A 13,963-nucleotide genomic window follows, 5' to 3' on the forward strand; every position below is an offset into this window, starting at 1 on the left:
ATGGAAATCGACAGAAGTAAAATATCTCCCATGATGCAGCAGTACTTCGAGGTCAAGGACAAGTACGAGGACTGTGTCCTCTTTTTCCGTCTCGGCGACTTCTACGAGATGTTCTTCGATGACGCTGTAGTTGTCTCAAAGGCGCTGGAGCTTACCCTGACGGGCAGGGACTGCGGTCTTGAGGAACGCGCTCCCATGTGCGGAGTGCCCTATCATGCGGCGGATATGTACATAAAAAGGCTCATAGACATGGGCTTTAAGGTAGCTGTCTGCGAGCAGCTCACTGATCCTGCCGAGACCAAAGGTATAGTTGTCCGCGACGTTATCCGCGTGGTAACTCCGGGTACTCTCACCGAGAGCAGTATGCTCGACGACGGCAGCAATAACTACATATGCAGCATCTTCTACGACAAGGAGGAAAATACCTGCGGCGTGGCTTCTGCCGATCTTTCCACAGGTGAGGCGGCTCTCAGCTTTTTTGAGGGCAAGGATCTCGAAGCTAATGTCATCAATGAGCTTTCACGCTGTCAGCCTGCGGAGATAATCTTCCCCGAGAATTTCCTCTCGATGAAAAATGTTGCTGACTTCGTAAAGGTAAGGCTCTCGTGCGCAGTAACTCTCCGTGATACCATATGCTTTACTCCGTCAGCCCGCCGCGATATGGCAGCGGCAGTATTCGGCGTGAAGTCGGTGTCGGAGCTGGGCATAAGCGAGGACGGCGCAGACTGTGCGGCGGTCTGCGGTCTTTTTGATTATATCAACGATACGCAGAAGACCTCGGTTTCGCGTTTCACTTCCATAAAGCTCCTCAGCGGCGACCAGTTCATGGGACTTGACCTCAATGCAAGGCGAAACCTTGAACTCACGGAAACTCTCCGCAGCAAGGAGAAGAAGGGCTCGCTCCTGTGGGTGCTGGACTCCACAAAGACTTCGATGGGACGCAGACTTCTCAGAAACTGGATAGAACAGCCGCTGAAAAGTCCCGCAAGGATAATCGAGCGCCTTGACGCTGTTGAAGCGCTTTACCGCAAGAGTGTCGTGCTTGCGGATATCACCGATCTCCTTGACAGAGTGTACGACCTCGAACGTCTTATGACAAAGGTCATGTACAAGAGCGCTAATCCCCGTGACCTGAAGTCGTTGTCCGCAACTGCCATGCAGCTTCCTCTCATAAAGGCTGAGCTGACAAAGCTTGCGGACTCAAAGCTTCTGGCAAGATACAACAGCGAGATATCTACTCTCGACGAGCTTGTGAACCTTGTGGAGAATGCCATTATGGACGAGCCGCCTATATCCGTAAAGGACGGCGGTGTCATCAAGGAGGGCTTCAACAAGGAGCTGGACGAGCTTCGCCATATCATGAACAACGGCAGGAGCATCATCGACGAGATAGAGCAGCGCGAAAAAGAAGCTACAGGCATCAAGAACCTGAAAATAGGCTTCAACCGCGTGTTCGGCTACTATCTTGAAGTTACTCGCTCCTACTACGACCTTATCCCCGAGGGCTGGATACGCAAGCAGACTCTCGCAAATGCCGAGCGTTTCATCACCGAGGAACTGAAAAATGCCGAGAACGCCATACTCGGTGCCAAGGACAAGGCACTCTCCCTCGAAGCCGATATTTTCGCAGAGGTGCGCGACTTCCTCGCTACAAAGCTCGAAGCTGTGCAGAAAACAGCTTCCGCAGTCGCTTCTGTTGATGTGCTCTGCTCCTTTGCGGACGTAGCTCTCAAAAATCAGTACGTAAAGCCCGATATCGTCCTCGACGGAGCTATCGACATCAAGGCCGGCAGACACCCTGTTGTGGAACTCATGCTCACAGATGAGGTGTTCGTGCCGAATGATCTCTATATCGACAACAAGTCTGACAGAATGTCCATAATCACCGGACCGAATATGTCAGGTAAATCAACATATATGCGTCAGAACGCTCTTATCGTGCTCATGGCGCAGATAGGAAGCTTTGTCCCTGCGGATTCCGCGAAGATATCCGTCGTGGACAAGATATTCACCCGTGTGGGAGCTTCCGACGACCTCACCGCAGGACAGTCTACGTTCATGGTGGAAATGAGCGAGGTGTCGGACATACTGAAAAATGCTACTCCTAACAGCCTTGTTATACTCGACGAGGTGGGACGAGGTACTTCCACATTTGACGGCGTGAGCATCGCCCGTGCAGTCGCAGAGCATATCTGCACATCGAAAAAGCTGGGCTGCAAGACCCTTTTCGCTACTCATTACCACGAGCTTATCGGACTTGAAAACGAGCTTGCAGGTGTCAAGAATTACAGTATCGCCGTAAACAAGCACGGCGGCACTATACGCTTCCTGCGCAAGATCGTCCGCGGCGGAGTTGATGAGAGCTACGGAGTTGACGTTGCGAAGCTGGCAGGACTTCCTGCAAAGGTAGTCACTCGTGCAAGAGAGCTCCTTGCGGAAATGGAGCAGGCTCATGCGTCGGAGCGCCCTGCTGTGACAAACGATGATCTCGGACAGATAAGCTTCGGCAGTCTCGGTCGTGAAGCAGCTCTGGAAATGCTTGAAAAGACCAATATCGACGAGCTCAGCGACAGCGAGTGCCGCGAGCTTCTGAGCGATATGCTGGCTGCATTGCAGCAGTAGGGAACGCTGCCTTTGGCAGTCCGCATAATATAAGCAAAATAACGTGAAAACACCAAAGGTGGGCGAATCGTGCGTTTGCTAAGGTGTAAAAACATTCAGATGTTGAACTCTGAATATCCAATTTTAAAACGGAGGTAAATAAAATGCCTGCATATGTTTCTATGACTTTTGAATACAGCCGCCTTGAGCTGGATTACGACAATATGAAGGAGCTCCTTGCATATATCAAACACGCAGGTCTTGAATTCAAGGGCGGTGTGAACGGCTCTGAGGGTCAGACCATCGAGGAGATACTGGACTATAACCAGAAAAAGCTCGAAGCAGATTTCGTTCTCGGCAGCGGTGAGGACCGCGCAAATGACTATAAGCAGATGCTGTTCGGCTACGAAGGATTTTCCGAGATACGCGGATATATCAGCAATAATTACCCTGCTGACAGAGAGTACAGCTTTACACTGCTGTTCCCCGAGGAGGAAGTCCTTGCGGAGCATGGAGCATATAAGACCGAGGCGGTCGCAAAGATGAAGAATATCGCAAGCCTGCTGTGGATACTCCCGAAAACACGTACTGTCCAGACCGAACTCGAAACAAGTGACGGTATCCTTACGGAGCAGGAAATTAAGGACGGAGCTGCGCCTTCTGTCTGTCCTCTGGCAATAGTATCCGAAAAGCAGTTCGGACATATGGACAATTCCGCATATACAGACGACCACATCTATGCAGGAGGAGTTCTCATAATGCCGAAGGATATAAAGCTTGTCTGAACTGCCCGTCAATCAGAAAGGAAGTTTAAAATGCCGTCAATCAATGTGCTTAGCAAGGAGATATCTGAACTTATCGCCGCAGGTGAAGTCATAGAGCGCCCGTCCTCTGTCATCAAGGAGCTGGTGGAAAACTCCATAGATTCAGGAGCTGCTCATATAACTGTGGAGATAAAAAACGGCGGAACTACATATATGCGCGTCACTGACGACGGCTGCGGAATGTCCTTTGGCGATGTGCCAAAGGCGTTTCTTCGTCATGCGACAAGTAAGATAAGTGCAAAGGAAGACCTTGACAATATCCTCACTCTCGGTTTCCGCGGAGAAGCCCTTGCTTCTGTTGCTGCCGTTGCCCGTGTGGAGATAATGACCAAGCAGAAGGAAGAACTCTATGGTACGCTGTATTCTATCGAGGGCAGTGAAGAGAAGTCCCACGAGCAGAGCGGCTGTCCCGACGGCACTACTATTATAATACGCGACCTTTTTTATAATGTCCCTGCACGGCGCAAGTTCATGAAAAAGGATGTGACGGAAGCAAATGCGGTAAGCAGCATCTTGCAGAAGATCACTATGTCTCACCCTGATATCGCGTTCAGATTCATTCGTGATAACCGTACTGAGTTCAATTCCAGCGGTGACGGTGAGCTTTTTTCGGCAGTATATGCAGTCTACGGACGAGACTTTGCCCGTGACCTCATTCCCGTGGACTACGAATATGAGGGTGTCCATGTGGGCGGCTATGTTATAAAGCCTCTTTACTCCAAGAACAACCGCGCTTTCCAGAATTTCTTCGTGAACGGCAGATATGTGCGTTCAAAGCTGTGTTCGGCAGCCGTCGAGAACGCCTATACCAACATGATAATGACGGGAAAATTTCCTGCCTGCGTTCTGCTCATCGACCTTCCTCCGCATACCATGGACGTTAATATCCACCCCACCAAGGCTGAGGTGCGCTTCACCAACGAGAAGTCGGTCTCGGACGCTATTTATTTCGCAGTAAAGAACGCCATGATGAAGGACGGTCTTATCTACGAGTTTGAGCTGAAACCGCGTACTGACTGGAAAAAAGCCGCTCCCGAGCAGGAGGAGATGATACAGCAGGAGTTCCTTTTCACGCCTGTTGATAAGATAGAGGAAGCAGAGAAAAATCTGACAGAAGCGCCTGCGCCTGCGGTGAAAACAGCTCCCAAGCCTGCTGCGGAGGAACAGCCTTATACTGCGGATATCACGCCAAGTCCTGCATATGACAGACCTGAGCCGAAGAACGTTCCGCAGACTGCTCCCGTTATTGCAAAGCCGGTGGAGACTGCTCCGATAGCTGAGACTGCTGCGGAGCCGATAAAAGAGCCTGAAATCGTAAGCGTTTCCAAGCCTGCGGAAGCTCCCGTACCTGAGAAGGTGGAGGGATTCAGCTATATCACCCAGCAGTCCTTCACGGCAGCTCCGCAAAAGCCTGCGGAGGAAGCGACAAAGGAGTCGGTATGGACGGAAAAGCCGAAAATCCGCGTTATCGGCGAAGCCTTCGGGCTTTACATCGTGGCTGAGGTCGGCGACGATACCATGATAATGATAGACAAACACGCCGCTCATGAGCGCATAATCTTCGAGCGCCTGAAAAGCCGCAACTGCCGACAGTACAGCCAGCAGCTCCTTACGGGAGTGAAGGTGCTCCTCACAGGGGACGAGATAAGTGCCCTTGAATCAAATCAGGAGCTTCTTGCGGATCTGGGCTTTACATTTGACTTCTCCGAGAAGCCCTGCGTGGTGGCGACGGCAGTTCCTACATTTATTATGGAACTGGATATGGAGGACATAATCTCCGAGATAGCAAACAATCTGCGTATGTATAATCACGACCCACAGTCCCATATGCTGGACGATATGCTCCATACAGTTGCCTGCAAATCGGCAATTAAGGGCAACGACAAGAATGATATCGCGGAGCTGCAATCCCTTGCGGAGCAGGTATACTTTGACGAGAGGATACGCCACTGTCCTCACGGCAGACCCGTGATGTTCACCATGTCAAAGAGCAATATATCCCACCAGTTCAAGAGAACGTAAGGGGAAGAAATGAAACTGTCAGTAAAAGTATCCATTGCACTTTTTTTGTCAGCCTTTATGTGCATTTTCGGCTGTTGTTCTGCTTTTGCGGCTTCTTGGAATATTGACCATTCGTGGCAGCTTATACGATTTGATGAGGATAAAGTCCCCGAGGGGACAGCTTTTGCGGACATACTCATAAAGAATAAATGGCACGACGAAGGTAAAACACGCCTCGCATAAAAAGGCTGTTTACTGCTTTGAGGCTGAGGGTGAAAGTCTTAGCTGCTCGGTGAGTAAAGCTCCTGAGCTGCGTTTGGGGATTTCCTTTGTTATATTCATAGCTATTCTGCTCGTTATAATTTTTATTATAATTCTGAGAGCTATCGTGAAATTCGCGGAAAAAGCGAATACGAAAAAATGATAAAACGGATACAGTCAGGAGAACTTGACAATGAACGAAAAGAATAAAAAGCCCTTTGTGCTTGCCGTTGTAGGCCCTACCGCTTCCGGCAAGACATGGCTGGGCGTTGAACTTGCGAAAATCTACGGCGGAGAAGTCATCTCCGCCGATTCCATGCAGATATACAAGGGCATGGACATAGCTTCTGCAAAGCCTACAGAGGACGAAAAGCAGGGGATACCGCATCATCTTGTGGATATCCTCGGAAGGGACGTTAGTTTCAGTGCTGCGGACTACGTTGCGCTTGCAAACGAGAAGATACGTGAGGTGCTTTCACGCGGTCGCCTTCCTATTATAGTAGGGGGCACGGGACTGTATGTGGATTCGCTCCTTGAAAACGTGAAATTCTCCGAGGGCGGCAGCGATGAGGCTTACCGCGAAGAGCTTTATGCTTTTGCGAAGGAGAACGGCAACGAGGCTCTTCACGCCCGTCTTGCGGAAATAGACCCCGAGGCTGCCGAGGGGATACACCCAAATAATCTGGTGAGAATTGTCCGCGCACTGGAGGTCTGCAAGGTCACCGGAAGGCGCTTCAGTGAGCTCAAAAAAGAGAGTAAGCTGGTGGAAAGTCCGTATAATTCCCTGATACTCGGACTGAATTACGAAAACAGACAGACTCTTTACGACAGGATAGACCTCCGCGTAGATGAAATGGTGAAAACGGGACTTGTCGAAGAAGCAAGGCAGCTCTGGCAGGAGAGCGGCATGAAGACCGCTGCAAACGCTATCGGCTATAAGGAACTCATACCGTATTTCAAGGGTGAAGCAAGTCTTGAGGACTGTATCTCCATCGTAAAGCAGGAAACAAGGCACTATGCAAAGCGTCAGCTTACGTGGTTCAGAAGAAATGAACGCATAGTGTGGATAATACTTGACAGATTTGATAAAAAGAATGAAATATTAGAAAAATGCAAAAAAACTATAGCCAAATACTTGGAAACGTGATATAATATAATGTGTGTATTTCTATGCGCGTTATTTGGCAAAACATTTTACCCATAGAGATGCCGTGATAAACAAATATGTCAGTTAGGAGAATGTGTATGAACAAAACAATCAATCTGCAGGACGTGTTCCTTAATCAGTGCAGAAAAGACAAGATCATGGTAACTATTATCCTTACAAACGGATTTCAGTTCAAAGGTATGGTAAGAGGTTTTGACAGCTACGTTGCTATTTTTGACTGCGAAGGCAAACAGCAGCTCGTATATAAACACGCTATATCAACAATTATCCCTGCAAGAGCCGTTTCTATCCTTGACGCTGCTGAAAAGAACGATTAAGGGTGAGCTGAATGGGATTTACCAGATCGGAAGGCAGCGTTGTGGTCAAGCTCCTGAGGAACGTTGTCCTTGTGCTGCTTCTGATAGTTTTTATAAGTATAGTCTATAATTTCCGCAATAAGGAGAGCGATACTGTCTCCGCACTGACGGCTTCGGCTGTACAGTCGAAGGAGTACAAGGGCGTTTTTATAAGAGATGAGGAGATGCTCCTGTACAGCGGAAACGGCGTTCTGAGCTATAATGTCCTTGACGGCGGAAAGGTCGGCAACGGCACTGTTATCGCGGAGGCTTATCCTTCCGATGAACAGCTCAGCATCAAGCGTGAGAAGGCTATGCTCGAAAAAGATCTCACTATCCTTCAGAAGATCCAGAACCCGGGTACTCTTGAGTCTGCGCAGCCTGCCAGCCTTTCGGAAAGTATCGACATGAGCTACCGCAGTCTTATATACTACAGAGATATGCATGATTATGACAGTCTCGGTGAGGTGAAGGAAGATCTTCTTGTACAGATGAGTACATACCAGATAATCACAAATGAAGTGCAGGACTTCAGCCAGAAGATAAACGATATCAAGTCAGAGATCGAAAAGCTCGACGCTAAGGCTGTTGTTTCAAAGGAACAGATAGTCGCTCCGCGTTCGGCTTATTTCGCAAGCTACTGCGACGGCTATGAGGAAAAGTTCAGGACGGACAACCTCGACCACATCTCGTCTGAGATGATAAATGAGGTCGAGGATAAAAAGTCTACCGCTCCGAATGTCGTAGGCAAGCTTATCGACGGATACGGCTGGTATCTTGCTCTTGTTGCGGACAATTCCAAGAAGGAATATGCTGTAGGCGATGAAATACTGCTAAGGTTCGATTCGTCTGTTGAGAAGTATCCTGCCACAATATACGATATCCGCGAAGAAAGCCCCAACAGAAGCGTTGTGGTGATCTTCTGCGATAAGTTCAATTACGACCTTGTCCAGCACAGAACGGAAACTGTTGAGCTCATTCAAGATGAACCCACAGGTCTGAAGGTGCCCCGTGAGGCTATCCGATTTGCCGATGTCAAGGAGACATATACCGACAGCGAAGGCAATGAATCGGAAAAGACCATAACAAGCAAGGGCGTGTATATCCGCAAGGGCGAACAGATAGTGTTCAAAAAGATCAAGGTCGTCTATGAGGGCAGCGATTACGTTCTCTCAGAGATAAACAGCGATCCTGAGTACCTTGCACTTTACGACGATATCATGATCGAGGGGGTCGATAAGAATGAACAATAACGATCTCGCTTATATCGACGAGAACCTGCGCATAATAAAAGAGAGATGCGCTGAAGCAAAAGAAAAATTCCGAAGCAGCGATGATGTGATCCGCATTATGGCGGTCACAAAAACTGTTGCTCCCGAAGCCATAAACCACGCTATAGGACTGGGTATGGATCTTCTGGGAGAAAACAGAGTGCAGGAATACCTTTCCAAAGCCGATCTCTATGACAAGTCTGCGGAGGTACAGTTCATCGGTCATTTACAGACAAATAAAGTAAAATATATCATAAATTCGGTAAGCATGATACAGTCCGTTGACAGCCTGAAGCTGGGACAGGAAATAAGCCGCCTCGCCGTTAAGAACGGCAGGACTATGGATATCCTGTGCGAAGTGAATATAGGCGGTGAGGACTCCAAAAGCGGCGTTTCTCCCACGGAACTGAACGAGCTTATCAAACAGCTCTCGGAGCTGGAAGGCTTGCGCCTGCGCGGTCTTATGACTATCCCGCCGCCGAGTGACAGCGATATCTTCCTCGGACGCATGAAGGAGCTTTTCGATAAAGTCTCCGAAGAATACGCCGATATGGATACGCTCTCAATGGGCATGACCCATGATTACGCTGAGGCGATAAAGTACGGCTCAACACTGGTGCGTATAGGTACGGGAATTTTCGGCGCAAGGGATTATTCAAAGTAATTCCCGGCGGAATGCTGAATATCAACACGGGATGCTCCGCATTGATCCTGTGAAGAAAAATAAATAAAAAAACAAATAATGCGGAGAAGGAGTATTAAGATGAAACTTTTTGACGGAATTAAAGATTTTTTCTTTGCTGCAGACGATGATGATGATTTTGAAGCTGATGTACCCGTTCGTCATGAGCGTGAGCGCGGCGGTTTTCAGCCTTCCGATCAGGACGATGCTCCCGTTAATGAGGGAAGCGGAGTTGGTTCAGGCAGAAGAAATAAAGTTGTAAATATACAGACTACCGCACAGCTTCAGGTCGTTCTCGTAAAGCCTTCGGCTTTCACAGACGCTAAGCAGATAGCAGATCACCTCATTGCTAAGAAGACAGTAGTCCTCAATCTTGAAACAGCTTCTCCCGAAAACAAGAGAAGGATCATCGACTTCCTCGTTGGCGTTGCTTATGCAAACGGCGGAAGCCTCAAGCCTGTTGCAAATCTCACATATATAATTACTCCTTATAATGTTGGATTTATCGGCGAAGACCTCGTTGGTGAGCTGGAGAACAACGGCGTATTTATCTGATGAACGATCAGTCGGATAAGCTTTTTGCTGCAAGGCTCGGAGATATGGTCTCGCTCTGCGAAAGAGACGGTATGTATCAGTTCTCTTCATTTCTTGACGAAAGACAGTGTGCCGAAGCTGAGGCGTGGTGCGCAAGAAATACGGGAGAGCTGAGATACAGGCTCTGGGGCGGATACGGCGACGCAAGACGAAAAATGCTTGCGGTCTATTCCGATTACTGCGAGGACTATATCAGTGAGGAGTATCCCTTTGCGTGTCTGACATTCAGCTACCGCAAAGAGGATAAACTGACACACAGGGATTTTCTCGGCACTTTCATGGGGCTTCAGCTCAAACGTGAGGTAATCGGCGATATCGTTACGGCTGAAGGAAAAACACAGGCGTTCGTAACTGTGGTCGCAGCAAAGCTTATAATGTCGGCAGTGTCTAAAATAGGCAGGGTCGGGGTAAAGATCACCGACAGTCTGCCCTTTGAGCTGGAAAATGCTCAGAAGTATCAGGATATCAGCGGAACAGTCGCCTCCCTTCGCGCCGACTGCGTGGTAGGTCTGGCTGCTCATCTGAGCCGCGAAAAGGCTGCCGCACTTATCCGTGCAGATAAGGTGGAGATAAATCATTTTCCCGTTTCATCTGTATCCCGTGAACTCAGGGGCGGAGATATATTGTCAATTAGGGGCTTTGGAAGATTTGTACTTTCAGATATCAACGGCGAAACAAAAAAAGGCCGTATACACATTGAGCTGAAAAAATATATTTAGAGGTGAATGAAATGATAACTTCAAAGGACGTAAGAAATAAGAGATTTGAGAAGGCTGCATTCGGTTATAAGCAGGAGGAGATCGACGAGTTCCTCTCACAGCTGGAGGCAGAGCTTGACGAAATGGAGCGCGAACGCGCAGAAGCAAACAGCAAGATACAGGTGCTTGCCGATAAGGTAAGAGAATATATGAGAGATGAGGACGCTCTCAAGGACGCTCTCCTCGGTGCTCAGAAGCAGGGTCATCAGGTGCTCAACGACGCTAACGAGAAGGCTGAGCAGATACTGGCAGAGGCTAAGGAAAAGGCTGCCGCTCTTGAGGACGAGGCTGTTCGTCAGCACGCTGAGGCTATGGAGAAGAACCGCGCTGAGATAGCTAAGGAGAAGGAAGCTCTCATCGAGGCTCAGCAGCAGGTAGCTGACTTCAAAAAGAGCCTTTTCGATATGTATAAGAGCCACCTTGAGCTTATCTCTTCTATGCCTGATTCCTTCGAGGAGGAAGAAAGTGCAGAAGAACCTCAGACCGCTGAGGAGATCGCAGCTGCTGTTGCAGCAGACGCTGAAGAAGAATAAATTGTACCGCGGAGTGGGGAGACCCGTTCTGCGATGCTTTGTTTTGAAAAAAGTTTGAAAGGAGGATCCCTCACAGCCTTTATAAGAGGGATCAGATAGTATGGCACAGGATTATAACAGTACTCTTAATTTACCGCAGACAGAGTTCCCCATGCGTGGAAATCTGCCGAAGAGAGAACCCGAAACTCTCAAAAAATGGGAAGACGAAAGACTCTATTACAAGATGATAGAGAAGAACAAGGGCAAGACTCCTTACATTCTTCATGATGGACCTCCGTATGCAAACGGTGAGATCCATCTTGGTCATGCTCTTAACAAGTCTCTCAAGGATTTCATTGTTAAGTATAAGAATATGAACGGATTCTGTGCTCCTTATGTTCCTGGCTGGGACACTCACGGCCTTCCTATCGAGCTCAAGGCTATGAAGGCTATCGGCGTCGAGAACGGAGCTATCCCTGCAGTTGACCTCAGAAAGCATTGCCGTGAATATGCTATGACTCAGGTCGCTAACCAGATGAAGGGCTTCAAGAGACTGGGCTCACTGGGTGACTATGATTATCCTTACCTTACACTTCGTCCCGAGTACGAAGCAAAACAGGTGGAAGTATTCGGCTCAATGGTAAAGAAGGGCTATATGTACAAGGGCTTAAAGCCTGTATACTGGTGCCCTGACTGTAATACAGCTCTCGCTGAGGCTGAGATCGAGTACTCAAACGATCCATGCTATTCTATCTATGTCAAGTTCAATGTGACTGATGATAAGGGCATCTTCACAGGTCTCGGACTTGACCTTTCAAAGATATATTTCGTTATCTGGACTACTACTACATGGACTATCCCGGGCAACCTGGCTATATGCCTCGGTCCTGAGTACAACTATACCCTCGTTCACGTAGGCGATGAGTACTACGTAATGGCTGAGGAGCTCGTAAAAACTACTATGGAGACAGCAGGTATCACTGAGTATACCACAGAGCATATCTTCACAGGCGCTGAGCTCGAAGGCATGAAGACAAAGCACCCTCTCTATGACCGTCCGTCACCGATAATCGTCGGCGACCACGTTACTCTTGAAAGCGGTACAGGCTGCGTACATACAGCTCCAGGCTACGGTGTAGAGGACTTTGAGGTGTGCAAGAAGTACGACGATATCGGTATCATCGTATGCGTTGACTCTAAGGGCAAGCAGACCGCAGAAGCAGGCGAATTCGAGGGAATGGACACAGATCAGGCTAACAAGGCAATCGCTGCAAAGCTCACAGAGCTGGGCGCTATGCTTGCTACTCAGAAGATCGTCCACCAGTACCCACATTGCTGGAGATGTAACAGCCCTATCATATACAGAGCTACAGAGCAGTGGTTCTGCTCGGTAAACGGCTTCAAGGACGACGCTATCAAGGCTATCGAGTCCGTTCAGTGGATCCCTGAGTGGGGCGAGGACAGAATCAAGGGCATGGTACGCGACAGAAGCGACTGGTGTATCTCGCGTCAGAGAACATGGGGCGTTCCGATTCCTGTTGTTTACTGTAAGGAATGCGGCAAGCCTATCTGCAACGACGAGACTATCAAGGCTATATCCGAGCTTTTCCGCAAGGAAGGCAGCGACGCATGGTGGATAAAGGATACAAGCGAATTTATCCCCGCAAGCGTTAAGTGCGAGTGCGGCTGCGGCGAGTTCACTAAGGAATACGACATCATGGACGTTTGGTTCGACAGCGGTGTATCTCATACATCCGTTATGGAAGGAGAGGACTTCCCGAGCCTTTCATGGCCTGCTGACCTTTATCTCGAAGGCGCTGACCAGTACAGAGGCTGGTTCCAGTCATCGCTCCTTACATCTGTTGTATACAAGGGACAGTCTCCTTACAAGGCTGTATGCACCCACGGCTGGGTAGTTGACGGCGAGGGCAAGGCAATGCACAAGTCCCTCGGAAACGGTATCGACCCAAGCGAGATAACAGGACAGTACGGTGCTGATATCCTCCGTCTGTGGGCAGCTTCATCGGATTACCACAGCGATATCCGTATCTCAAAGCCGATCCTCGGACAGCTTTCAGACGCTTATAAGAAGATCAGAAATACTGCCCGTTTCATTCTCGGAAATCTGGGTAACGGCGCAGGCTTCGATCCCGACAAGGACAGCGTAAGCGACGATCAGCTCACAGAGCTCGATAAATGGGCTCTCATGAAGCTTGACTCTCTTATTGACACTATGAAGAAGGGCTACGATGCATTCGATTTCCATATCGCTCTCCACGCTCTTCACAACTTCTGTGTAATAGATATGTCCAACTTCTACCTTGACATCATCAAGGACAGACTTTACTGCGAGAAGGAGGATTCCGTACTCCGCCGCGCAGCTCAGACAGCAATGTATCGCATAATCAGTGCGATGACAAGACTTGCTGCTCCTATCATTTCATTCACAGCCGAGGAGATCTGGCAGTTCATGCCTCACTCATCTGCTGACGACAAGGAAAGCGTATTCCTCAACCAGATGCCCGAAAAGAGCGGCATCGAGTTCAGCGCTGAGTTCGTTGATAAGTGGGAATTCATCTATAATACACGTCTGGGCGTAAACAAGGTGCTCGAAGAAGCTCGTAACGCCAAGACTATCGGTAAGTCTCTTGAGGCTAAGATAATCATCAAGAGCAGCGATGCTGACTATGACAGATACGTTTCACTGGCTGACCAGCTCAAGGATATCCTCATCGTTTCAGGCGTTGAGGTAGAGAAGAGCGGTGCTGAAACTGCCTTCGAGGTAGCTAAGGCTGAAGGCGAAAAGTGCGAGCGCTGCTGGTGCTTCAGCAAGTACGTCGGCACAAATCATGACCACCCAACTCTCTGCGAGAGATGTGCAGTGGCTGTAGAAGCTTAATTTGTACTATATTGCCTGTCGGCTCATGGGTCGGCAGGCAGTCTTATTGAAAGGATA

General features: G+C 48.9%; 12 protein-coding genes. All 12 read left to right on the top strand.

The annotated features are described in order from the left end of the window. Complete coding sequence (gene mutS, locus K6G33_RS14845) at positions 1-2,622, top strand: DNA mismatch repair protein MutS (protein ID WP_296781026.1); 2,622 nt, start codon at positions 1-3, stop codon at positions 2,620-2,622. Between the two features lie 143 nt (positions 2,623-2,765). After that, positions 2,766-3,386: a hypothetical protein gene (locus K6G33_RS14850; RefSeq protein WP_296781029.1), complete on the top strand. Its 621-nt coding sequence runs from the start codon at positions 2,766-2,768 to the stop codon at positions 3,384-3,386. 30 nt (positions 3,387-3,416) lie between these two features. Then, positions 3,417-5,447, top strand: coding sequence for a DNA mismatch repair endonuclease MutL (mutL, locus tag K6G33_RS14855; protein WP_296781032.1), 2,031 nt, complete (start codon positions 3,417-3,419; stop codon positions 5,445-5,447). Between the two features lie 9 nt (positions 5,448-5,456). Next, the gene (locus K6G33_RS14860; RefSeq protein ID WP_296781034.1) at positions 5,457-5,669 is read left to right on the top strand and encodes a hypothetical protein; all 213 of its coding nucleotides are present in this window, start codon (positions 5,457-5,459) and stop codon (positions 5,667-5,669) included. A 211-nt stretch (positions 5,670-5,880) separates the two neighbouring features. Beyond that, positions 5,881-6,834 carry a tRNA (adenosine(37)-N6)-dimethylallyltransferase MiaA gene (gene miaA, locus K6G33_RS14865; protein ID WP_296781037.1) on the top strand — a complete coding sequence of 318 codons (954 nt, stop codon included), beginning with the start codon at positions 5,881-5,883 and terminating at the stop codon, positions 6,832-6,834. A 98-nt stretch (positions 6,835-6,932) separates the two neighbouring features. Further along, the gene (gene hfq, locus K6G33_RS14870; RefSeq protein WP_173449178.1) at positions 6,933-7,172 is read left to right on the top strand and encodes an RNA chaperone Hfq; all 240 of its coding nucleotides are present in this window, start codon (positions 6,933-6,935) and stop codon (positions 7,170-7,172) included. 11 nt (positions 7,173-7,183) lie between these two features. Continuing rightward, positions 7,184-8,443 carry an HlyD family efflux transporter periplasmic adaptor subunit gene (locus K6G33_RS14875; RefSeq protein ID WP_296781043.1) on the top strand — a complete coding sequence of 420 codons (1,260 nt, stop codon included), beginning with the start codon at positions 7,184-7,186 and terminating at the stop codon, positions 8,441-8,443. Then, the gene (locus K6G33_RS14880; RefSeq protein ID WP_296781046.1) at positions 8,433-9,125 is read left to right on the top strand and encodes a YggS family pyridoxal phosphate-dependent enzyme; all 693 of its coding nucleotides are present in this window, start codon (positions 8,433-8,435) and stop codon (positions 9,123-9,125) included. Before K6G33_RS14875 ends, K6G33_RS14880 begins: the two co-directional genes overlap by 11 nt. Positions 9,126-9,224: 99 nt before the next feature. Further along, positions 9,225-9,698: a cell division protein SepF gene (locus K6G33_RS14885; protein ID WP_296781049.1), complete on the top strand. Its 474-nt coding sequence runs from the start codon at positions 9,225-9,227 to the stop codon at positions 9,696-9,698. Further along, positions 9,698-10,456, top strand: coding sequence for a YlmH/Sll1252 family protein (locus K6G33_RS14890; RefSeq protein ID WP_296781052.1), 759 nt, complete (start codon positions 9,698-9,700; stop codon positions 10,454-10,456). The genes K6G33_RS14885 and K6G33_RS14890 overlap by 1 nt, the downstream gene beginning before the upstream one ends. An 11-nt stretch (positions 10,457-10,467) precedes the next feature. Beyond that, entirely contained in the window at positions 10,468-11,028 is a 561-nt protein-coding gene (locus tag K6G33_RS14895; RefSeq protein ID WP_296781055.1) for a DivIVA domain-containing protein, read from the top strand. Positions 11,029-11,128: 100 nt separating this feature from the next. Further along, on the top strand, positions 11,129-13,906 hold the full coding sequence (gene ileS, locus K6G33_RS14900) for an isoleucine--tRNA ligase (protein ID WP_296781058.1): 2,778 nt from the start codon (positions 11,129-11,131) through the stop codon (positions 13,904-13,906). Positions 13,907-13,963: the final 57 nt, after the last annotated feature.

Origin of the sequence: Ruminococcus sp. (genome assembly GCF_024691275.1) — a bacterium.
GTDB lineage: Bacteria > Bacillota > Clostridia > Oscillospirales > Ruminococcaceae > Ruminococcus.

Excerpts from the sequence above, each read along its gene's own strand:
- mutS (WP_296781026.1), top strand. The coding sequence starts at position 1 with ATGGAAATCGACAGAAGTAAAATATCTCCCATGATGCAGCAGTACTTC.
- K6G33_RS14850 (WP_296781029.1), top strand. The coding sequence starts at position 2,766 with ATGCCTGCATATGTTTCTATGACTTTTGAATACAGCCGCCTTGAGCTG.
- mutL (WP_296781032.1), top strand. The coding sequence starts at position 3,417 with ATGCCGTCAATCAATGTGCTTAGCAAGGAGATATCTGAACTTATCGCC.
- K6G33_RS14860 (WP_296781034.1), top strand. The coding sequence starts at position 5,457 with ATGAAACTGTCAGTAAAAGTATCCATTGCACTTTTTTTGTCAGCCTTT.
- miaA (WP_296781037.1), top strand. The coding sequence starts at position 5,881 with ATGAACGAAAAGAATAAAAAGCCCTTTGTGCTTGCCGTTGTAGGCCCT.
- hfq (WP_173449178.1), top strand. The coding sequence starts at position 6,933 with ATGAACAAAACAATCAATCTGCAGGACGTGTTCCTTAATCAGTGCAGA.
- K6G33_RS14875 (WP_296781043.1), top strand. The coding sequence starts at position 7,184 with ATGGGATTTACCAGATCGGAAGGCAGCGTTGTGGTCAAGCTCCTGAGG.
- K6G33_RS14880 (WP_296781046.1), top strand. The coding sequence starts at position 8,433 with ATGAACAATAACGATCTCGCTTATATCGACGAGAACCTGCGCATAATA.
- K6G33_RS14885 (WP_296781049.1), top strand. The coding sequence starts at position 9,225 with ATGAAACTTTTTGACGGAATTAAAGATTTTTTCTTTGCTGCAGACGAT.
- K6G33_RS14890 (WP_296781052.1), top strand. The coding sequence starts at position 9,698 with ATGAACGATCAGTCGGATAAGCTTTTTGCTGCAAGGCTCGGAGATATG.
- K6G33_RS14895 (WP_296781055.1), top strand. The coding sequence starts at position 10,468 with ATGATAACTTCAAAGGACGTAAGAAATAAGAGATTTGAGAAGGCTGCA.
- ileS (WP_296781058.1), top strand. The coding sequence starts at position 11,129 with ATGGCACAGGATTATAACAGTACTCTTAATTTACCGCAGACAGAGTTC.